Here is a 20,588-nt window from a genome sequence, read left to right on the forward strand (position 1 = left end):
CCGAGAGTGGGAAACCGTCGAAGCCTAACCCACCTGCCCGGGCTCGCCTACCGACTACCCGGCGTGTCGTTTTCCTTTCGTAGCCGCGACAGCGTGGCCTCGTCGGGCTTGCCGCTATAGAAGGCGTCCTGCACCGCCTGGAACACCTTCCTTTCGGGCGCGACGGCATGGAAAAGGGTCATGCTCGAACGCAGCTTCAGGTCGTCCGGCGAGCCGAGGATCTGCCTGGCAGAACGGTCTGGATGGCTCAACATCGCCTCGCAACAGGTCTCCAGGCGCGAGCCAAGCACAGGATGCTGCAGATAGGCGATGGCTTCGTCTCGGCCCGAGACGGCATAGCGCTGCGCCATGGCGCTGTGACCCAACCCGGCGATCTGCGGAAAGACAAACCACATCCAGTGGCTCCGCTTGCTGCCGGCGCGCAGCTCCGCCAACGCTTGATCGAAGACGGGCGCCTGGGCGTCAATGAATCGCTGCAGATCGAATGGGTCGCTCATGAGGGCTCCGCAGGCTGAGCTGATGTTTTCCTTGGGACTGACGGTTAGGGCAGATGATTCCCGAACTTTTCCGGCATCGAGTTGGCACCGTTCGCCGCGGGTCGCGCCTCCCACAAAAAAGCGTGTTACCTGCGCGAATCGGCGCTATGCACGGCGTGCTTTTGTGGGAGGCCCGCCCTCGGGGCGAAGCTTTTGGGCTTAAGCGGGCTTGCAGAATGGCGAAGCTTTGGGGGCGTTTTAGCCGACTCAAAGGCTGCGTTCGCCGCGGGTCGCGCCTCCCACAAAAAAGCGTGTTACCTGCGCGAATCGGCGCTATGCACGGCGTGCTTTTGTGGGGGCCCGCCCTCGGGGCGAAGCTTTTGGGCTTAAGCGGGCTTGCAGAATGGCGAAGCTTTGGGGCGTTTGAGCCGACTCAAAGGCTGCGTTCGCCGCGGGTCGCGCCTCCCACAAAAAAGCGTGTTACCTGCGCGAATCGGCGCTATGCACGGCGTGCTTTTGTGGGAAGCCCGCCCTCGGGGCGAAGCTTTTGGGCTCCAAGCGGGCTTGCAGAAAGCGAAGTTCGGGGCGTCTGAGCCGGCCTAATGGCTGCGTTCGCCGCGGGTCGCGCCTCCCACAAAAAAGCGTGTTACCTGCGCGAGTCGGCGCTACGCACGGCCTGCTCTATTAAGTCGTCGGGCAGGACTATCGTTTTTCCTTGAAACAACCCTGGCACAAGCGGAACTGCCGGCCCGCCACTGGCATGGCCTTGCCGCACTGCTGGCACTGGCGGCTGCCTCCGGACAGACGGCGGCGATCAGAACTGCGTGGCTTGCGCTGGCGGGACAGCTCGCGGGTGATCGCGCCGTTGAGCAGGCTGCGGTGCTGCTCGGCCTGTTCCAGGGCCGGGAAATTCGCGGGCAGGGTACGGGCCAGATGCAGGTAGGTTTCGATGACGTGCAGCGAGCTTTCCAGCGTTGCCAGGTCGGCATCGATGATGAGTCGCGGTAGAGGTATTTCCTTGTCCTGCGCAACCCTCTTCAACCATTGTTGGGCGTGGTGGCTGGCCGGGCTGTCGAGACCGCCGCGGATCGGCGTGCAGGCGAAGATCCAGCGCAGCGGCAGGTCGATGGTCGGGTCGTCGATCAGCTTGATCCACTCCGCCAGCTCGTCGGGCAGAATCGAAATGAATTCGTCGCCGTAGTTGATGTTGCGGTTGAAGGTCAGCCAGGCGCGCAGCAGGCTCGGCTCGTTCATCAGCTCGGAGATGGCCTGCAGGTGCTCGATGGACGGCCTGACCTGGAACTGCGATAGATCCACCGGCAGGTCGGCGCTGTGGAACAGGCGCCTGATCGACTGTAGCGTCTGCCCGTCGAGCGCGGTAATCAGCCCGCTGTCATGATGGCCGAAGCGCCCGGCGCGGCCGCCGATCTGCTTGACCTCCTGCACCTTCAACTGGCGGTTCTGGATACCGTCGTACTTTTCGTCGGTGTAGAAACACAGCGTATGCGCCGGCAGGTTGAGGCCCATGCCGACGGCGTCGGTGGCGACCATGAGATCCGCCTCGCCCTCACGAAAGCGGCGTGCCTGCTCGCGCCGAACTTCCGGCGACAGCGCACCGTAGACCACCGAGACGCTCTTGCCGGTCATCTCCAGCATCGCCTTGAGCTCCAGCACCGTCTTGCGGCTGAAGGCGACCAGCATCGAGCCGGCGTCCAGCTGCTTGAGCGTAGTCGCGCGGCGCGCCACGTCGACGGGTGACAGGCGTTTGGTGCGCTTGACCACCAGTTGGTCTTCGCACAGGTCGCAGAGGGTTTTCAGCGACGGCTGGATCAGCTCCGGGCCGGTCATGATCAGGTCCTGGGTGTAGGCACTGACCAACGCATCGACCCAGGCCCAGCCGCGTTGCGAGTCGGCCATCATCTGCACTTCGTCGATCACCACCACGTCCCAGGATTCGTGGCGGAAGCGGGCGAATTCCTCGACGGTGCAGCAATAGTGCGTCGCACCCTCGCGAATGATTTCCTCCTCGCCGGTGACCAGCGAGCAGGGCACGCCCATGGATTCGATGCGTTCCTGGTTTTCCAGTGCCATCAGGCGCAGCGGCGAAAGGTAGATGGCGTGGGTGACGCCGGTCATGGCCTGTATTGCCTGGTAGGTCTTGCCACTGTTGGTCGGGCCGAGCAGGGCGGTCCAGGTGCGGGTGATCCGCCGCGCGGCGTAGAGCTTGTGGTAATGGACGAAGCGCGGGTTGTTTTCCAGCAGGACCGCAAAGGCCATCTTTTCCCGGTTGTCCTCGCGGGCGAAGCGGATGGTGCGGCGCAGTTTTTTCGGCTCCATCATGAAAACTTCGGTCAGACGCTTCTCGCCGAGCAATTGCAGATCGAAGTCCTGGGCTTCCTCGATCATCATCTCGAACTTGGCGTTCATGGCCTGGCGGTCTTCGTCCTTGAGTGCGGCGACCTCCTGTTCGCTGAGCACATGCCCCTGGCCGCCGGTGATGCGCCGCTGCATGTCCAGCGCCAGCTCGCCGTGGCGCAGCTCGACCACATAACGCAGCTCGTGCTTGACCTCGTTGACGATGTCGACGGCGCGCGCCGCGAAGTCATCGAGGCGTGAAAGCCGCGCGGGCAGGCGCTCCAGGCACTGGGCTTTCTGTTCATCACTGAGGCTGGTGAAGGGTTTTTCCAGAACGTGCAGGCGATCCCGGACCAGGGTCTGCACCGCGGCGCAGACGTTGTGCTCAAACTCATCGGTCGAGCGGCTGTCGTCGATACGCAGCGCGAATTCGGGCTCGAGCAGGTTCTGCACCGGGCCGCAATCCAGGGTTTTCTCGACGCCGAAGATATCCACCGTGCAGCTGAAATCGTTGACGTCCCGGTTCAGTAGTCGGCCGATCAGGCTGGCGGGTGCGGCGCCTTCAAGGTTCGCCTCGACGGTTGCGTCGTCCAGCCCGAGCCAGAACAACCGCGCCGCGCGGCCGATTTCCGGCGGCTGGAAGCCAAGGTAGGTGTTGAACCACTTTTCCTGGTGATTCTTCTTTGGCGCGAAGTCGGGATGGCGCTCGGTGGTCCAGTTCAGGAATCGCTGAAGTCTTTCGAGCTTGTGGGTGTGACGGTGTTTGGCTTCGGCCTTGCGCATGATCGACGCCTCTCTGATCAGGTGTGCTGCGAGTTTGGACAATCGGACCGCGCAATACGAGCGGCGCGCAAATATGCCATGCGTCGGGCGCGAGGGCACCGCAACGTGGACGGAGGATCATGTACCTCGAGGCCATGGTCATCTGTACAGACAGGCTCGACGGGAGCGGGTATGAAGTTGGGCAGTTCGATGTTTCTGGGCACGGCCGGGTGGAGCCTTGCGCGCGATCAGTGGCCAGCGTTCCCGCCGGCTGGCACGCATTTGCAACGCTACGCGGCTCGTCTGCCAGCGGTTGAAATAAACACGTCGTTTTACCGTCCGCATCGTCCCGCTACCTATGTCCGGTGGGCGGAGAGCGTGCCGGATACGTTTCGCTTCTGCGTCAAGATGCCCAGAGAGATCACCCACGAACGGCGGCTGATCGACTGCGAAGAAGCACTCGATCGTTTTCTGCACGAATGTGGCCATCTTGGGCACAAGCTCGGTTGTCTGCTGGTGCAGTTGCCGCCCTCGCTGGCCTTTGACGCGGCCAGCGCCGCGGCGTTTATCGAGGCGCTGCGTGCGCGGAATGCAGGGCCGGTCGCCATCGAACCGCGACACCCGAGCTGGCTGGCTGCCGAAGCATTATTGCAACAAGGCGGGATTGCGAGGGTCGCGGCGGACCCAGCGCCCTTTCCCGAGGCGGCCGAACCAGGCGGTTGGGCCGGGCTTCGCTATTTCCGCCTGCATGGCTCACCGCGAATCTACTACTCGTCCTACACCGACGACTGGCTCGAGACGCTGCAACTGCGCTTCGCCGAGCAGCCAGCGGGAACGCCCATCTGGTGCATCTTCGACAACACCGCCAGCGGTGCGGCAACTGCCAATGTGCTGGCACTTCAGCAACGTCTGGGCTGAGATCCTGTTGCCCGCGATGGGCCAGCCTCAGCGCGGAATGATTCGCACCCGTCCAGCCGTGTTGTCGCGGCGCCCGGCCTTGTCATTGGCGGCGCGGCCGGGAATGGTGCCGTCGTCCGCGCCGCGATCGGGCATGGCCATGCCGTCGAGCTTGCGCTGGTCTTCGCTGATGGAGGTGGCGTCGGGATAGCCAGTGGTCAGGGTTTCGGTACTGGCGGTGACCGGCGTCGCGTCGTCATCGCCCCAGCTGGCGCTGCGCTCGTCGATATCGATGGCACCGTTTTGCTCCATCACCTGCTCGACCATCGAGACCTGGCTGTCGTCATCGAGCGTGACCGTCACCACGGTCGAGCCGCGGCGGGCGGCTTCCGGGTAACGGCCCGCATGCTGGCTCGCATCGTCGCCGAAAACCTTGCTGAAGAAACTGCCGATTTTTTCTGCCACCGTGGCGTCATGGTCCGGCTCCTCGCCGATCACTTCGACGCGGCTGCTGTTGACGGTCTCCGGGTTCAAGGAGGCGGATAGCTGGATGGCGTCGCTGCTCACGCCCTTGCTCAGAAGTTCGGTTTTGACCTGCTCGGCTTCGGCGTAACGGTCGAACGCTGCGATGAGGATCTGCGGCATGATTTCTCCTTGCGGTATGCAGGCTGGCTGCGGTTGGTGCGTGGGTGCGCGCCCTCATTGAGGTGCGCGCTGTCATGCCTGTTGGGCGGAGTAGGTGAGGGGATGGTTCCGTGCGTTCTCGTTACCCGATGCGTCCGCTGCCAATGGCAGCCGCTGGCGCCGCGCCCGATGGCGCGGCGTGAGGCGGCTCAGCCGTTGACCACCTTGCCGCCGTTGATATGAATGGTCTGACCGCTGACGTAGGACGAATCCTTGCAGGCCAGGTAAACGTAAGCCGGGCCCAGCTCGGATGGTTGGCCGCAACGGCCCATGGGCATCTGGCTGCCGAAGTCTTCCAGCAGCTGCGGATCATGCTTGCCCAGGGTCGCCGGTTGCAGCGGCGTCCAGACCGGCCCGGGCGCGATCTGGTTGACGCGAATATCGCGCTCGATCAGCTGTTGCGACAGGGCGCGGGTGAAGCCGTCGATGGCGCCCTTGGTCGCGGTGTAGTCGACCAGCATCGGGTTGCCGATGAATGAGTTGATCGAGGTCGTGTTGATGATCGAGGCGCCGGCCTTGAGGTGTGGCAGGGCGGCGCGGGTGAGGTAGAAGTAGCCGTGGATGTTGGTGGCGAAGGTGTTTTCCCACTGTTCATCGGTGATGTCTTCCAGTCGGGTCTGCACTTCCTGGCGCCCAGCATTGTTCACCAACACGTCGAGATGGCCGAACGTCTTCACCGTTTGCGCGACCGCTTCATTGCAGTGCGTGCTGTTGCGGACGTCACCCGGCAGCAGCAGGCAGCGCCGGCCCTCGGCTTCGATGAGCTGCTTGGCGTCTTCGGCGTCCTCGTGCTCGTCAAGATACATGATCGCTACATCGGCGCCTTCGCGTGCGAAGTGCAGCGCCGCCGCTCGGCCGATACCGCTGTCGCCGCCGCTGACCAGCGCCACCTTGCCGGCCAGCTTGCCGCTGCCCTTGTAGTCGTCGCGGATGAATTCGGCCGGCGGATCCATCTCACGCTCCAGACCGGGCAGGCGGTCTTGTTTTTGCGCATGTATCTTCGGGTAAGCCATGATCACCTCCGGGCAGCAATGGGTCGTGTAGATACGGCTGATGTGCGCCGGGAAAGTTTCGGACGGGCGCCGAGTGGTGATGCGTGTCCGACCGGTGATCGGAAATGGCGTTGCGTTCGCTGCTAGCGCTTGGCCATTAGTCTTCCCTGACCTATAGTGCCGCGCGCCAAGGATGGCCGCGGACCCCAGCGTAGGGCCGGTCGGGTCGTCCACGCCTAACACCGCAAAGGATTGAAAGATGAACATCAAGCAACTTCTGGTTCTGCCGCTTACCGTCGCGCTGCTGTCCGCCTGTACCGCGACCACTTCACTGCGCTCGAGCGATCCGAGCCTGGCCGTGAAGATCAACGACGATGCACCCTTGGTGCTGAAGAACCCGATCAGCAAGACCTACAAGGCCACCAGCTTCGGCCAGTATCGTTTCCGCGCGACGCAGGAAGGCATGGAGCCCATGTACGGGATGATGCCGCTCAAGTTCAACGGCGGTTACCTGGCCGCGGATATCCTCTTCTTCGCGCCGGCCGCCTTCTACAACCTGCGCGAGGTCTATCCGTTCTACGAGTTCGACGTGGCGCAAGGCGTCGTGCGCTACAAGAAGAACGAGGGCGATCAATGGATCAGCTACAAGCCGACCGCTGCAGAAGCCGAGCGGGCGCAGGCGTATTTCGGCCAGTAAAACTCATAGCGCGAGCATCGCTGCGGGCTGCCATCGCGGTCCATATCCCAGGGCCATACTCCCTCGCCCCGCTGGAAAGCGGACTGGGGTGAGGGGACGGTGTTCCAGGCGAACCCGGTCATCATGTACGTTCACCTGTTGTGCCGGCTGCCGACAGCCAGTCGGCATCATCCTGTCGGCGGGTCGCGGCCGCTCGTCGCGGACCGCTTTCACCGCCTGACATCGGCACGGCGCGGGCGTAGAATCCGCGCCGCTCCGGCTTGCCGTTTCGAACCCCTATCGCTCCCGCCTACCTCTCGCGCTTGCTCGAAGCCGCGGGGCGTATGCGCTGTGGTCAAGCAGGGCCGGCAACTTCTTACACCCTCATTCGTCACGCTGTGGTGTGCCGCTCCGGCGCGCTGCGCTTGCCGAGTGGATCGCACCCAGACATGCCTACATGAACGAATCGAACACCCGCGACGGGAGCTGGCTCAGTGTCGTCGCGCTGGCCTTGGCGGCCTTCATCTTCAATACCACCGAATTCGTGCCGGTCGCCTTGCTCAGCGATATTGGCCGTTCGTTCGACATGCCGCCGTCACAGGTCGGCTTGATGCTGACCATTTACGCTTGGGTGGTGGCGCTGATGTCGCTGCCGATGATGCTGCTGACCCGCAACATCGACCGCCGCACCTTGCTGATCTTCGTTTTTGTGGTGTTCATCGGCAGCCACCTGGTGTCGAGCGTGGCCTCGAGCTTCGGCATGCTGATGCTCAGCCGCATCGGCATCGCGCTGGCGCATGCGGTGTTCTGGTCGATCACCGCATCCCTGGCCGTGCGCGTCGCACCACAGGGCAAGCAAGCGCAGGCGCTGGGGCTGCTGGCGACCGGCAGTGCGCTGGCCATGGTGCTGGGTATCCCACTGGGGCGGGTGGTTGGCGAACTGCTGGACTGGCGCACGACGTTCCTGTCGATTGCGGTGGTCGCGGCGCTGGTGGTGCTCTGCCTGGCCCGGACGTTGCCGCGGCTGCCAAGCCAGAATTCCGGTTCGCTGCGCAGCCTGCCCGTGCTGTTCAAGCGGCCTGCGCTGGTCGCCGTCTACGTGCTGACGGCACTGGTGATCACCGCGCATTTCACCGCTTACACCTATATAGAGCCGTTTGCGCAGACCATTGCCCACCTGAGCGGTGATATGACCACCGCGCTACTATTGCTGTTCGGTGGTGCGGGCATCCTCGGTTCGGTGCTCTTCAGCCGCTACAGCAATCGTTATCCGAAGGGCTTCGCAACCGCCGCCATCGCGGTCATGGCGACCTGCCTGTTACTGCTATTGCCGGCCGCAGGTGATAGCTCGCTGCTGGGCACGCTGGTAGTGGTCTGGGGCATCGCCGGCATGTGCTTCGGCCTCGCCGTGCAGGCCAAAGTGCTCAACCTGGCGTCCGATGCCACCGACGTCGCCATGGCGCTGTTTTCCGGTATCTACAACGTCGGCATCGGGGGGGGTGCACTGCTGGGTAGCCTGGTCACGCAGCAACTGGGCCTCGGTAACGTCGGGATCGTCGGCGGACTACTGGCGGTGAGCGGTGTCGTGCTGTGCGGATTCGCAGCCCATCGTTTCGCCAAGCCGGCAGGCAGCGCCGCGCTCTGACGGCATCACTCCTCAGCGACGGCTGGAGCGCCGGCTGCGCGTTCCAGCCTGCCGTTGGGGCTACTTGAGTTCCTTGGCGAAGCGCCCGACCGCGTCGACCACCTGCTTGGCGCCGTCCTGAATCTCGACGATCACCGCGCCGGCCTGGTTGGCCAGTGCCAGACCCTGCACGGCCTGCTCGCGGCTGTTGGCCATCTCACGCACCGCGTCGTCGACCAGTGCCTGGTTTTTCTGCACTACGCTGACGATCTCCTCGGTGGCGGCGCTGGTGCGACCGGCGAGCTGGCGCACCTCATCGGCGACCACCGCGAAGCCGCGGCCCTGTTCACCGGCGCGCGCTGCCTCGATGGCCGCGTTGAGCGCCAGCAGGTTGGTCTGTGCCGCGATGCCACCAATGGTTTGCACGATGGAGCTGATCAGTTGGGACTGCTGGCCCAAGGCTTCGATCCCATGGGTCGCCGATTCCACTTCCTCGGCGATGCGCTGCATCGTGGCGACGGTGTCCCTGACCACGACGGCGCCACGTTCGGCGCTGGTGTCGGTCTGCCGGGACACGTCATAGGCGATGCTTGCGGCTTCGCGCACCTCGGCCTCGCGGGCGACCTGCTCGGTCACGACGCTGGCGAACTTGACGACCTTGCAGAGCTTGCCTTCGGTGTCGTGGACAGGGTTGTAGCTGGCTTCCAGCCAGACTTCCCGACCCATGCTGTCGAGCCGCTTGAAGCGATCGGCGACGAATTCGCCGCGGTTGAGCGTTTCCCAGAATTGCTTGTACTGCGCGGATGAGGCTTCCTCGGGCGTGCAGAACATCCGGTGATGCTTGCCGACGATCTGCTTGAGCGAATAGCCCATGCCTTGCAGGAACTGCTCATTGGCGGTGGCCACGGTGCCGTCCAGGTTGAACTGGATGACCGCCGTGGAGCGAAGCAGCGCGGTAATGAAGGCTTCGTTCTCCTTCGCCTGTTGCACTTCGCGGCTCACCTCGCGGGCGAAGCCGCGGATATGCAGCAGTCCGCCGTTTGTATCCTTGATCGGATACCAGTCGACGTGCAACCACGCCAGGCTGCCGTCGGCACGCAGGTAGCGATAGTCGTCGCCGATTGGCGAAAGGCTGGCCACAGCGGCACGGAAATCGCGGAAACACGACAGGCCGGTCACATAGGCGGGTACGATTTCGGCCATTGGCCGCCCCAGCAGTTGATCGACCCGGTAGCCGAGCGCATCGGCAAACTTCCGATTGACATCCACCATTCGGAACTCGCGGTCCAGCGTGATCGATAACAGTGTTTCTGTCATCTGATCATGCAACTGGCGCAGCAGAGTCAGCTCGGCGGCTTGCTCCACGAGTTGTTTTTTCAGTTGGCCGTTGAACATGCGAGCACCAGAAATTGGACGAAGGTGCGAAGCTATCGGCACGCCATCGCCATACTTGATGCCCGCCTGCGCCGATCGGTGGTCAATCCAGCCTTTCGACGCGCACCGGAATGACGCCCGCGCGCGGGTTGGCGATAGCCGTGAACGCCGCCTTGGACAGATCGACAATGCGGTTGCGCACGAACGGACCTCGATCATTGACCCGGACCACCACGCTCTTGCCGTTGCGGGTGTTGGTTACTCTGATCCGGGTACCGAACGGCAATGTGCGGTGCGCCGCGGTCAGTGCATGCTGGTCGAATCGTTCACCGCTGGCGGTCAGTTTGTTGTGGTGCTGGCTGCCGTAATACGAAGCCTTGCCCGAGCCGATCGGTTGCCCGACGGACGGGGTCGACGTCTGGTCCGGTCCTGGTTGCTTTTGCGGGGCGGTGGTACAGCCGGCCACTGCAACGCAAAAGAGCGCGGCGGTGATCCAGCGGGTCGGCCAGGTGCGCATATCTATCCCTAAGGTTGTGCCTGTGGCGGTGGTCATTTTTGCCAAGCCGATACGGCCATGGAGCAAGGCGCGGCGGTGTCATCTCAGCGACCGTCGCGTACAGGTAAGGAATATAGCGCTGCGCTTGGACCGAGCGGGACTCTATCGAGCCGATCAAGACATTCAACGGTTAATTGCATCTGGGGAAGCCCATGCTGCGTTGCGTGCTTGGCCTACGCGTAATCCCTAGTTCTTTGGTCTGATATTGATCAGATTTCGACCATCGGATCTTGTACAGGCAAAAGGCCAGTGAAACACTTTGTATCAGTTTCGGAGCAGCCCTGTTCCGATGCCTCCCCCTCATGGTGCCCCATGTTCCGTTCCCTGAATGTCTCAACCCGAGCTGCCGTCAGCTTCTCGGCAATTGCGTTGCTGCTGCTGTTTGTGGGTTGCTTTTCATTGCTGCAGGTACAGGCGTTGCGGGAAACGGAGCAGGTCATCGAAACGAACTGGCTTGCCGGCGTCCGTGATTCGGGCCGGCTTCGCACTGACGTACAGGATTTGCGGTTGATGGTGGCACGGTCGCTCATTCCGTCGGCCGACAGCGCTGCCTCTAGCGCGACTTCCGAAATCAAACAACGCCGTTCGCAGGTTGTGGAAGAAATCAATGCCTATCTGGCTTCGCCCGTGATCGACGGGCATGAACGCCAGCTGGCGCAGCACGTACAGACTGCGGTCGAGCGCTACGGCCAGTCTCTGGATCATTTGCTCACCTCCACAGATGGCGGGGACACCCAGAGGGCTGTGGCGCTGTTCAACGGCGGCATGCGCGAGCAGGCGGTGGCCATCAACGAGGCGCTTCAAGCCTTGACCGCTTACAACGAAGAAGGCGCCAAGCGATCCGGTGTTTCGGCAGGTGCCGTATACGGGCGCAGCTTGTGGGTTCTGCTCGGCGCGATGGGCTTTGCCGTTCTCGCCACGCTGGGGTTGGCGATCGCCTTCACGCGCAGCATCACCAAGCCCCTCGGGCAGGCGGTACGGGTGGCCGAAGGTATTGCCGGGGCAGACCTGAGCCAGCCAATCGCGGTGGAAGGCTCCGACGAGCCTGCTCGCCTGCTGGCGGCGCTGGCTACCATGCAGGCCATCCTTCGAGAGACGCTCAAGCATATCGGTGATTCCTCGACCCAACTGGCGACCGCCACCGAAGAAATGACCAGCGTCGCGCATGAGGGCAACCGTGGCTTGCAGCGGCAGAACGAGCAGGTCGAACTGGCCGCAACGGCGGTCAACGAGATGACGGCAGCCATCGAGGAGGTGGCCAGCAATGCAGCCTCGACGTCCGACAGCGTGCGCGTCTCCACGGAGGCGGCCGAAGCAGGGCGCCAGCGGGTCAACGAAACGGTCAGCGCCATCAACAACCTCTCGGCGCGCATCAGCGATACCGGTGAGCATGTCCAAGGGCTTGCCGGCCAGGCGCGAGACATCAGCAAGGTGCTCGACGTGATTCGTACCATCGCCGAGCAGACCAACCTGCTTGCGCTTAACGCTGCGATCGAGGCGGCGCGTGCCGGGGATCAGGGTCGTGGCTTCGCCGTGGTGGCCGACGAGGTCCGGGCACTCGCTCACCGTACCGGTCAATCGACCCATGAGATCGAACTGATGATCACCGCGATCCAGAGCGGCACCCAGAGTGCCGTCGCGGCCACCGTGCTGAGCACGGACGAGGCCCGCAAGACCCTGGACGTAGCCCGTGAAGCGGGGACCATGCTGGACAACATTGCAGCGTCGGTGGTGACGATCAACGAGCGCACCGTGATGATCGCCACGGCGGCCGAACAACAGGCGCAGGTCGCACGCGAAGTGGACCGCAGCCTGATGACCATTCGCGATCTGTCGATCCAGTCGGCGACCGGTGCCAACCAGACCGCCGCAGCCAGTGAAGAGCTGGCACGGCTGGCGACCGACCTCAACCAACTGGCCCTGCGCTTCAGGACCTGACTGGCACCCAGGCTACCGTCGCCGCAAGGGTTCGACACGCTTGCGGCGTCGCTCAGCGATCATTGCTCGGGCTTGGCCAGCCACTCGTCAGCGATGCGCTGGTACTCGCCGGTGGCCTTGGTCAGGTGCAGCCATTGATCGACATAGGCCTTGAACGCGACGTCGCCACGCGGCAATAAGAAGGCCTTCTCGCTGTACTGCAGCGGCTTGTCGGGATTTACTGCGCATAATGTCGAGTAGTTACGCTGCTGATACTGTGCCTCGGAGGAGTCGGTGATCATTACATCGGCCTTGTTGTCGGCCACGGATTTGAAAATCACCGTGTTGTCGTGGAACAGCTCCAGCTGCGCCTTGGGCAGCTCGCGGTGAACGAAGGCCTCGTTGGTGCCTCCCGGCGGCTCGATCAGGCGGACCGAGGGCTGGTTGAGCTGTTCGATGGTCTGGTACTTCTCGACCTCATCGCAGCGGACGAACGGAATCTTACCGTCCACCGCAATTGGATCGCTGAAGAACGCCTTCTTCTGCCGCTCGAGCGAGATGGACACGCCGCCAACGGCCATGTCGCACTGGGCGAGGAAGTCCGGCATCAGCGTCTTCCAGGTGGTCGGTACCCACTCAACTTTTACACCCAGACTCTTGGCCAGCGACTCGGTCAGGGCAATGTCGATGCCCTCGTACTGCTTGTCGTCGCGCAGAAAAGTGTAGGGCTTGTAGTCGCCCGTGGTGCAGACCTTCAGGGTGCCGCGCTGCTGAACCTCATCGAGCAGCGAAGCGGAGGGGGCGGCGAAACTCGCGCCGCTGGCCAGCAAGACGCCGGCTGCCAACAGATATCTCATGGTCGTTCCTTGCAAGGCGGGCGCAGCGGCCCGGTTATTGTTCTGGTCCGCGAGAACAAAAGGCGGACAGCTGGAACGTACCGGACGCAGAGGGTTCGTCACAAGGCCAATGGCTGCGGGTTCGCATTTGCTGTAGCAGCGGCTTTTGTGGGAGCCCCGCCCTCGGGCGAAGCGGGGAGCGGTCAGTCTCTAGTCGTCGTGCACTTACGGGGCGCTGGCGGGGCTGCAAAGGCCGTATTCGCCGCGGGCCGCGGTCCGACAAAAATGCGTCGAGCAGCGAAGGCCATTATGGGAGCCCGACCCCGGGGCGAAGCGGGGAACGGTCAGACTTTGGTGCTTAAGCAAAAACGGGGCGCTGGTGGGGTGCAAAGGCCGATTCGCCGCGGGTCGCGGCTCCCACAGAGGTGCGTCGTGCCGCGAAGGCGGTTGTGGGAGCCCCGACCTCGGGGCGAAGCGGCAAGGCGTTTAGCCCTGCGGCGAGCGGCGGATGGTCTTCATCAAATCGGCCGGGGTGATTTGGCCGACCACGCTGCTGGCGCTGCCCGGTTGCGGCAGGTTGAGGATGTTGCCCTTGATCTTGCCGATCACATGCATCTCGCACGGCTTGCAGTCGAACTTCAAGGTCAGCACTTCATCGCCATGCACGAGCTGCATGGGGGCGACCTTGGTGCGCACCCCGGTCACGCCCTTGGCCTGTTTCGGACACAGGTTGAAGGAGAAGCGCAGGCAGTGCTTGGTGATCATCACCGGCACCTCGCCGGTTTCCTCGTGGGCCTCGTAGGCGGCATCGATCAGCTGCACGCCGTAACGGTGATAGAAGGCGCGCGCTTTCTCGTTGTAGACGTTGTAGAGAAACGACAGGTGCGCTTCGGGATAGACCGGTGGCGGTACGCTGACCGGCTTGCGGCTGCCCAGCGGACGCATCGCCTCACGGGCTTCGGTAAGCGCCTCGACTGCTTCGCGGCGTAGGGCCTTGAGCTGCGAATTGGGGATGAAGAAGGCCTGTGGTGCGTCCACGTCCACTTCTTCGGCGTGGTAGATCGTGGTGCCCAGCTGGCTGAGCAGCTCAGCGATCTGGCCGGGCACCTGCTCGGGCTTTTTCGCATCGCCGAACGGGCCGGGCAGCGAGACCGTGGCGTAAGCGCCTTCTTCGCTGGTGACGTGCAGTTCAAGCGCGTCTGCGCGCAGCCTGGCCAGCCAGCGCACGCCGATGCGGCGCTCGGCGGAGGTCTTGAGCAGCGCCTGTTGCCAGTTGTGGTCCAGGTTGCGGTTCAGCGGATGGTTCGGGCGCAGCTGGCGAATCGCACCGGGCATCTCGTTGGGCTCGACGCGGTACTGCCAGAGCGACTGGCCGTCTTCCTCGAACTGCTCAAGCAACTCGACCACGCTGGCGCGGAAACCCACCACCTCGCGCTTGACCAGCACATTGAGGCCGTCGCCGTTGGACAGCGGCTCGCGAGTCTGCACGGTCAGATCATGCTTGCCGACTTTCAGCACTTCGCCCACGGCCAGGCCGGTAAAGGTCGGCGAATCGAAGGCGCCGATGTCGATCTTGCGATCGGTGACGAAGTAGTCGGTGCTGCCGCGGTGGAAGGTCTTGTCCGGGTCCGGCACGAAGAAGTGATCGGTGCGGCCGCTGGAGGCGCGGGCCAGATCAGGGCGATCCAGAAGGATTTCATCCAAGCGCTGACGATAGTAAGCGGTGATGTTCTTCACGTAGCTCACATCCTTGTAGCGTCCCTCGATCTTGAACGAGCGCACCCCGGCATCGACCAGCGCGCGCAGGTTGGCGCTCTGGTTGTTGTCCTTCATCGACAGCAGGTGTTTTTCGAAGGCGACCACCTGGCCCTTGTCGTCCTTGAGCGTGTACGGCAGCCGGCAGGCTTGCGAGCAGTCGCCGCGGTTGGCACTGCGGCCGGTCTGCGCGTGGGAAATATTGCACTGCCCGGAAAACGCCACGCACAGCGCGCCGTGGATAAAGAACTCGATGGCAGCATCGGTCGCATCGCTGATCGCACGAATTTCCTGGAGGTTCAGCTCGCGCGCCAGCACCAGCTGCGAGAAGCCGGCCTGGTCGAGGAATTTCGCCCGCTCCAGCGTGCGGATGTCGGTCTGGGTGCTGGCGTGGATTTCGATTGGCGGAATGTCCATTTCCATTACGCCCATGTCCTGCACGATCAGCGCATCGACGCCGATTTCGTAGAGCTGCCAGATCAGTGCGCGTGCGGCTTCCAGCTCGTCGTCATGGAGGATGGTATTGATCGTGACGAACACCCGTGCATGGAACAGATGGGCGAATTTCACCAGCTCGCCAATGTCCGCCACGCTGTTCTCGGCGTTGTGCCGCGCGCCGAAACTCGGCCCGCCGATGTACACCGCATCGGCGCCATGCAGGATGGCCTCGCGAGCAATGGTGGTGTCCCGAGCAGGGGAGAGCAGTTCGAGATGGTGCTTGGGCAAGGACATGAGCGCGGACCGGGTGCAGATCGAAAGGCGCGCATTGTAAAGGCTTAAGGAGCTTTTGGGACTGGCCGCTGGGCGAGTAGGAATTGCTGAGGCGGTGTGTCGGATCAGACGTCCGATTCCTCGAGGGGTTTTCGGCGTGTAATATGCGGATATATAATGCGAACCATTATCATAATCGATAACATTGCACGGAAGACAGAAATGCCCACCGCCACGTTTACCCCGCTAAACCCCACCGCTGGACGTCCAGGCGTTGTCCTGAAGCCACTCACCCTGGCAGTGCACCTGCTCGCTGTTGGCACGGCCCTGCCAGGCATGTCCGCATACGCGCAGGAGACCGCTGCAACTGAAGCGAATGAGGCGACTACCCTCGAATCTGTCACCGTAACCGGTGAGGCGGTGCGAGACGTGACGGAAGGGACCGGTGCCTATACCACCGGCGCCGCGCGCACTTCCACACCGCTCAGCATGTCGCTTCGTGAAACGCCGCAGTCTGTCAGCGTGGTAACGCAGCAGCGGATGGAAGACCAGGGCATGCAGACCATTCTCGATGTGGTCAATAACACCACCGGGGTTTCGGTCAACCGATACGAAACTGATCGGGCGCAGTTCAATGCACGCGGGTTCGAGATCAATTCCCTGATGATCGATGGTGTGCCGACGATATGGGAGCAGCCATGGAGCTCGGGCGAGATGTTCAGCAGCCTGTCGATGTACGACCGCGTCGAAGTGGTGCGGGGTGCAAACGGTCTGATGGCGGGAGCCGGAGACCCGTCCGCTTCGCTCAACCTGGTCCGCAAACGTGCGAGCAGCCGCGAGCTGACCGGTTCGGTCGGAGTCAGCGCAGGAAGCTGGGATACGTACGGCACCGAGGGAGACTCGTCGTTCGCCCTCAACGAGGCCGGCACGGTGCGTGCGCGGTTGGTGGGCGAATTCAATGAAGGTGACAGCTGGATCGACTTGAAGTCCAAGCAGCGCGAAACCTTTTACGGCACCATGGACGTCGACCTCTCTCCAGACACCACCCTTTGGTTCGGTCTCAGCCGCCAGACAAACGACTCCGACTCGCCAATGTGGGGTGGCCTGCCGATCTGGTATGCAGATGGCAGCCGTACGAACTGGAGCCGCTCTAAGACGACCTCCGCCAAATGGAGCAAATGGGACAGCACCTACGACACCTACTTCGTCAATCTCGACCACCGTTTCGCCAACGATTGGGAGTTGAACCTGAGCTACAACCGCGGCGAACGAAGCTCCGACTCCTACCTTCTGTATCTTTCCGGTAGCCCTGGCCGCGACGGTAGCGCACCGATGTCGTCATTTCCTGGCTCCTACAAGACCGAGACCGTGCAGGACGACTACAGCATTCGCCTTGGCGGGCCTGTTATGTTGTTGGGGCGCGAACATGAAGTTGCTTTCGGCTACATCTATAGTCAGCAGGACTTCAATGCCGACTCGCGTGCCGCGCAGACTGGCTTCGGTGGCGTCGCCAATTTCGATGCCTATGACGGCGACTTCCCGGCGCCGGTCTGGGGAGGGTTGACGCCTTACAGCTACGGCGACCTGACCCAGAAAGGGCTATATGCCGTGACTCGACTGAGCGTGACGGACGACCTGAAGGTGATCCTTGGCGCGCGTGACAACCGCTACGAGAAGACCAGCGACGACACCCCGTTCACGTCACCCTCGCGCCTGGACGAACATGAACTGACGCCCTACGCCGGCATCGTTTACGACCTTACGGAGAACCTGTCGGCCTATGCCAGCTACACCGACATCTTTCAGCCGCAGGCGCGGCGGGATATCACCGGTCAGCAGCTGGACTCGGTTATCGGCGAAAGCTACGAGACCGGACTGAAGGGCGAATTCTTCGAAGGCCGGCTAAACGCGTCCGCGGCCATCTTCAAGATCAAGCAGGATGGTCTGGGCGAGAGCACGGGAGTGCCCGTTCCGGGCGGGATGGCCGGTGAGTTTGCGTACGAGCCTATCGACGTGACCAGCGAAGGCTTCGAGCTGGAGGTTTCTGGCGAGCTGGCTCCGGGCTGGAATCTCATGGCCGGCTATACCCAGTTCGAGGTAGAGGACCCGGACGGTAACGCCCGCAGCACGCGTTTCCCAACCAAACTGGTGCGCACCTTCACGACGTACCGTCTGCCGGGCGCATTCAATAAGCTGACCGTCGGCGGAGGGGTGAACTGGCAGGACAGCATTTATACCTATGCCACTAATCCAGCCGGCAATCGGGAAAAGATCGAGCAGGAGGCCTATGCATTGGTCAACCTGATGGCACGCTACGAGGTGACCGACAACCTCACCGCTCAGCTGAACGTGGATAATCTGACCGACGAGAAGTACTTCGATATGTTTGAAGCCTATGGTGCTCTGACCTACGGTGCGCCCCGTAGTGTCACCGCATCTGCGAAGTACCGTTTTTAAAGTCGCTGTTCGTGGGTGATCGCTTATATGCGCACCAGCTGACCGTTTGCTAAAGCCCCAGCCGTAAGGCCGGGGCTTTTTCAATTTTGAGGGAACCATGCGTGCGCATTTATGACCGTTACGATTCCGAGAATGAACCAGCCAGGACGTGCATGGCTCCGTTGGGATTCGTTTTGCGCTGCGCTAGCTGAATCGGGAAACGGTGCCGAATGAGATCGAGAATGAGGCTTTGCCAGGCTGATTGAGGGCTCACCGCCTGCAGGTAGCGGTTAGCCTTATCCAAGCGTTACAGCATCGCCGATATTGCCCATGCTGCCCCACTCATCACGGGCAGGCTCACCGCCAGGCGCGGCGCGTAGGGAAGCAGCATCAGCAAGGCGAAGCCCGCCAGCGAGATCAGGCCGAGCCAACCCACCACTGCCATGCCGCCCGGCCAGACCTGACATGACGAGTAGACGGCGAGCCCGAGCAGCGCAGTACCGGCCGGCACACATACGCGACGAAGCCCGGTCGGCACATGTGGGTTGACCAGTTGCTTCCAGTGGCGCTCCTTGCCCAGGCAGAAACCCAGCATGCCGGCGTAGGCCAGTATGAGGCTCGCGAACAGGGCTGAACCGTTCATGAGGACGCTCCTTGCGCTGTGCGGCTCGGGCGAGCCGAGCGGGCGTTTCGGGTGGCGATGACCGCCGGAATTTTCCACACGGTCCAGCCAAGAATAAGCCCCATCGAAGCCACGCTCGCCAGCAGGGACAGCCGCATGACGTCCAGCGCGCCCTGGGCCGTCCACAGGTCCAGCAGCGGTAGTGCGAGGGCCAACAGCGCGGCGACCGACAGCTGTTCGCGCCAGGCAGCCAGCGGCTTGCGCAGCCAGGTGTGCAGCCAGCTCAGCGCCCAGGTGCCGAAGAACAACCGCAGCTCCCAATCCTGACGGTCAGCCAGCGCTGCCGGTAGCAGCCGGTTGCTCCACAGAAACGCCACGCAGGCCAGCAAGAGCCCGGCGATCATCGCCACGTTGAGGCCCTCTACGACGCGCAGAAAGCGAGGGTTGGCCTTGGCCTGTTTGCGTTGTTTGACCGCATAGAGCACGAGTCCCGTACCGATCATGGCGCAGCTGATCAGGCCACAGATGAAATACAGCCAGCGCATCGGATAGCCGCCGAACTGCGCGAAGTGCAGACCTGCCATCACCCGCTGGGTCAGTTGACTGGTGCCAGAGGGCTCCGGCGCCCGGATCAGTTCGCCGGAGACGCCGTCGAAGACCATGCCTTCACCCTTGGTCAGCTCGATGCGATTGCCCAGCACGGGACGTGCCGTGACCTGGGCGTTGGCGAAGCCCGGGTTGCTCACGGCCAGGGCGCCGATCATGCCTTTGCCGTAGTGCGCCTCGGCACGGCTGACGATCTCACCCAACGCAAGTAGCGGGGCTGCCGGCGCCGAGGCTGATTTGTCACCGCGCCCTTCGCCATGCCGCGCCGGCCCGTTGCGCGTGCCCTGCTGCTCGCCGCGATCCTGCTCGGCAGCGCGGGCAGGCTGCGCCTCACGGAAGTAGGCCTGGCGATCGCCGTCGTAGAGGGCGTCTATTGCGGCTGGCATGTAGATCAGGAAGAAAATCACCAGGCCGGTATAGGTGATCATCAGGTGGAACGGCAGCAGCAGGACGGCGCTGGCGTTATGGCCGTCGAGCCAGGAGCGTTGACCCTTGGCGGGGCGGAAGGTGAAGAACTCCTTGAAGATCTTCTTGTGGATGATGATCCCGCTGATCAGCGCCACCAGCATCGCCATGGCTGCGAACCCGACCACCCATACTCCCAGCGTGCGCGGCATGTGCAACGTGTAATGGAAATGGAAGAAGAAGTTGCCTCCAAGGGTTTCTCGCGGTTGGACGGTCTCGCCGGTCAGCGGATCCAGCTGAGTACCGCCGCCGCCTCGGCGCCGTTCGCCGACGGATACCCCGAGAGCCGGCGAGCGCTCGGTCGGCAGGTCGATGTTCCAGTTCGATTCACCGCCGTGGTGCGTCGTCAACCAACGCTGCGCAACGTTGGCGGCGGCGGCCGCTGACTGTGCCCGATCGGTCAGCTCGGGCTGCATCCACCAGTTGATCTCCTTGTCGAACACCGCCAGGGTGCCCGTGAAAAAAATCGCGAACAGCACCCAGCCGAGCAACAGGCCACACCAGGTGTGCAGCCAGGACATGGATTGTGTGAGGCTTCCCTTCATCGCACCACCTCCAGCAGTTGCGGCCAGAAACCGACACCCGCCAGGGGGATGGCGAGGCTCGCGCCGACCAGCACGCGGCGTACCGATGCGGCTGAAAAAGCCCACAAAATGAATGCCAGATAAACCATGAACGACGGCAGCGAGGCGGCAGTCAACGCATCGATCCGGTCCAGCGGCAATAACCGCGCGACGGCGGCGGTCGCGGCGTAGGTAAAGGCATAGCCACCGAAAATGGCTAGGACGGTACGCATGGCGATGTCCCGCCAGTTACCGCCCGATTGCGACGTGGAACCAATCAC

The 20,588-nt window shown here is 62.9% G+C and carries 16 protein-coding genes; 5 read left to right on the top strand and 11 right to left on the bottom strand.

The window, feature by feature from the left end; genetic code table 11:
- Window positions 1-47 precede the first annotated feature (47 nt).
- Window positions 48-497, bottom strand: a complete 450-nt coding sequence (locus KCX70_RS07540; RefSeq protein WP_212619760.1) for a DUF1810 domain-containing protein — start codon at window positions 495-497, stop codon at window positions 48-50.
- Window positions 498-1,178: 681 nt separating this feature from the next.
- A complete protein-coding gene (locus tag KCX70_RS07545; protein ID WP_212619761.1) occupies window positions 1,179-3,614 on the bottom strand; it encodes a DEAD/DEAH box helicase in 2,436 nt (811 codons plus the stop codon).
- A 171-nt stretch (window positions 3,615-3,785) separates the two neighbouring features.
- Between KCX70_RS07545 and KCX70_RS07550 the strand changes: the two genes are divergently transcribed.
- Entirely contained in the window at window positions 3,786-4,511 is a 726-nt protein-coding gene (locus tag KCX70_RS07550) for a DUF72 domain-containing protein (RefSeq protein WP_212619762.1), read from the top strand.
- A 27-nt stretch (window positions 4,512-4,538) separates the two neighbouring features.
- Here KCX70_RS07550 and KCX70_RS07555 read toward each other — a convergent pair whose 3' ends face one another.
- Both KCX70_RS07555 and KCX70_RS07560 read right to left on the bottom strand, forming a co-directional pair.
- Window positions 4,539-5,135, bottom strand: coding sequence for a hypothetical protein (locus tag KCX70_RS07555; RefSeq protein ID WP_212619763.1), 597 nt, complete (start codon window positions 5,133-5,135; stop codon window positions 4,539-4,541).
- Window positions 5,136-5,323: 188 nt separating this feature from the next.
- Window positions 5,324-6,187: an SDR family oxidoreductase gene (locus KCX70_RS07560; protein WP_212619764.1), complete on the bottom strand. Its 864-nt coding sequence runs from the start codon at window positions 6,185-6,187 to the stop codon at window positions 5,324-5,326.
- Window positions 6,188-6,425: 238 nt separating this feature from the next.
- On the opposite strand from KCX70_RS07560, the gene KCX70_RS07565 reads away from it, so the two are divergent.
- Both KCX70_RS07565 and KCX70_RS07570 read left to right on the top strand, forming a co-directional pair.
- Complete coding sequence (locus KCX70_RS07565) at window positions 6,426-6,863, top strand: hypothetical protein (protein WP_021207592.1); 438 nt, start codon at window positions 6,426-6,428, stop codon at window positions 6,861-6,863.
- 436 nt (window positions 6,864-7,299) lie between these two features.
- The gene (locus tag KCX70_RS07570; protein WP_212619765.1) at window positions 7,300-8,487 is read left to right on the top strand and encodes a sugar transporter; all 1,188 of its coding nucleotides are present in this window, start codon (window positions 7,300-7,302) and stop codon (window positions 8,485-8,487) included.
- Between the two features lie 60 nt (window positions 8,488-8,547).
- On the opposite strand, the gene KCX70_RS07575 is transcribed toward KCX70_RS07570, so the two are convergent.
- Complete coding sequence (locus tag KCX70_RS07575; protein WP_212619766.1) at window positions 8,548-9,861, bottom strand: methyl-accepting chemotaxis protein; 1,314 nt, start codon at window positions 9,859-9,861, stop codon at window positions 8,548-8,550.
- 82 nt (window positions 9,862-9,943) lie between these two features.
- Window positions 9,944-10,357: a septal ring lytic transglycosylase RlpA family protein gene (locus KCX70_RS07580; RefSeq protein ID WP_212619767.1), complete on the bottom strand. Its 414-nt coding sequence runs from the start codon at window positions 10,355-10,357 to the stop codon at window positions 9,944-9,946.
- 351 nt (window positions 10,358-10,708) lie between these two features.
- Between KCX70_RS07580 and KCX70_RS07585 the strand changes: the two genes are divergently transcribed.
- Window positions 10,709-12,334, top strand: coding sequence for a methyl-accepting chemotaxis protein (locus KCX70_RS07585; RefSeq protein ID WP_212619768.1), 1,626 nt, complete (start codon window positions 10,709-10,711; stop codon window positions 12,332-12,334).
- Window positions 12,335-12,393: 59 nt separating this feature from the next.
- On the opposite strand, the gene KCX70_RS07590 is transcribed toward KCX70_RS07585, so the two are convergent.
- Both KCX70_RS07590 and KCX70_RS07595 read right to left on the bottom strand, forming a co-directional pair.
- On the bottom strand, window positions 12,394-13,170 hold the full coding sequence (locus KCX70_RS07590) for a transporter substrate-binding domain-containing protein (RefSeq protein ID WP_212619769.1): 777 nt from the start codon (window positions 13,168-13,170) through the stop codon (window positions 12,394-12,396).
- A 465-nt stretch (window positions 13,171-13,635) separates the two neighbouring features.
- On the bottom strand, window positions 13,636-15,636 hold the full coding sequence (locus KCX70_RS07595; RefSeq protein WP_212619770.1) for a peptidase U32 family protein: 2,001 nt from the start codon (window positions 15,634-15,636) through the stop codon (window positions 13,636-13,638).
- 201 nt (window positions 15,637-15,837) lie between these two features.
- On the opposite strand from KCX70_RS07595, the gene KCX70_RS07600 reads away from it, so the two are divergent.
- Window positions 15,838-18,072: a TonB-dependent siderophore receptor gene (locus KCX70_RS07600; protein WP_212619771.1), complete on the top strand. Its 2,235-nt coding sequence runs from the start codon at window positions 15,838-15,840 to the stop codon at window positions 18,070-18,072.
- 286 nt (window positions 18,073-18,358) lie between these two features.
- Here the strand turns inward: KCX70_RS07600 and KCX70_RS07605 are convergent, their stop codons facing one another.
- From KCX70_RS07605 to KCX70_RS07615, 3 genes are read right to left on the bottom strand one after another with little or no spacing between them, the layout of a single operon-like run.
- Window positions 18,359-18,694: a DUF3325 domain-containing protein gene (locus KCX70_RS07605; protein ID WP_212619772.1), complete on the bottom strand. Its 336-nt coding sequence runs from the start codon at window positions 18,692-18,694 to the stop codon at window positions 18,359-18,361.
- Complete coding sequence (locus KCX70_RS07610) at window positions 18,691-20,289, bottom strand: PepSY-associated TM helix domain-containing protein (RefSeq protein ID WP_212619773.1); 1,599 nt, start codon at window positions 20,287-20,289, stop codon at window positions 18,691-18,693. The genes KCX70_RS07605 and KCX70_RS07610 overlap by 4 nt, the downstream gene beginning before the upstream one ends.
- A complete protein-coding gene (locus KCX70_RS07615) occupies window positions 20,286-20,588 on the bottom strand; it encodes an iron transporter (RefSeq protein ID WP_392634432.1) in 303 nt (100 codons plus the stop codon). The genes KCX70_RS07610 and KCX70_RS07615 overlap by 4 nt, the downstream gene beginning before the upstream one ends.

Source organism: Stutzerimonas stutzeri (assembly GCF_018138085.1).
GTDB lineage: Bacteria > Pseudomonadota > Gammaproteobacteria > Pseudomonadales > Pseudomonadaceae > Stutzerimonas > Stutzerimonas stutzeri_AI.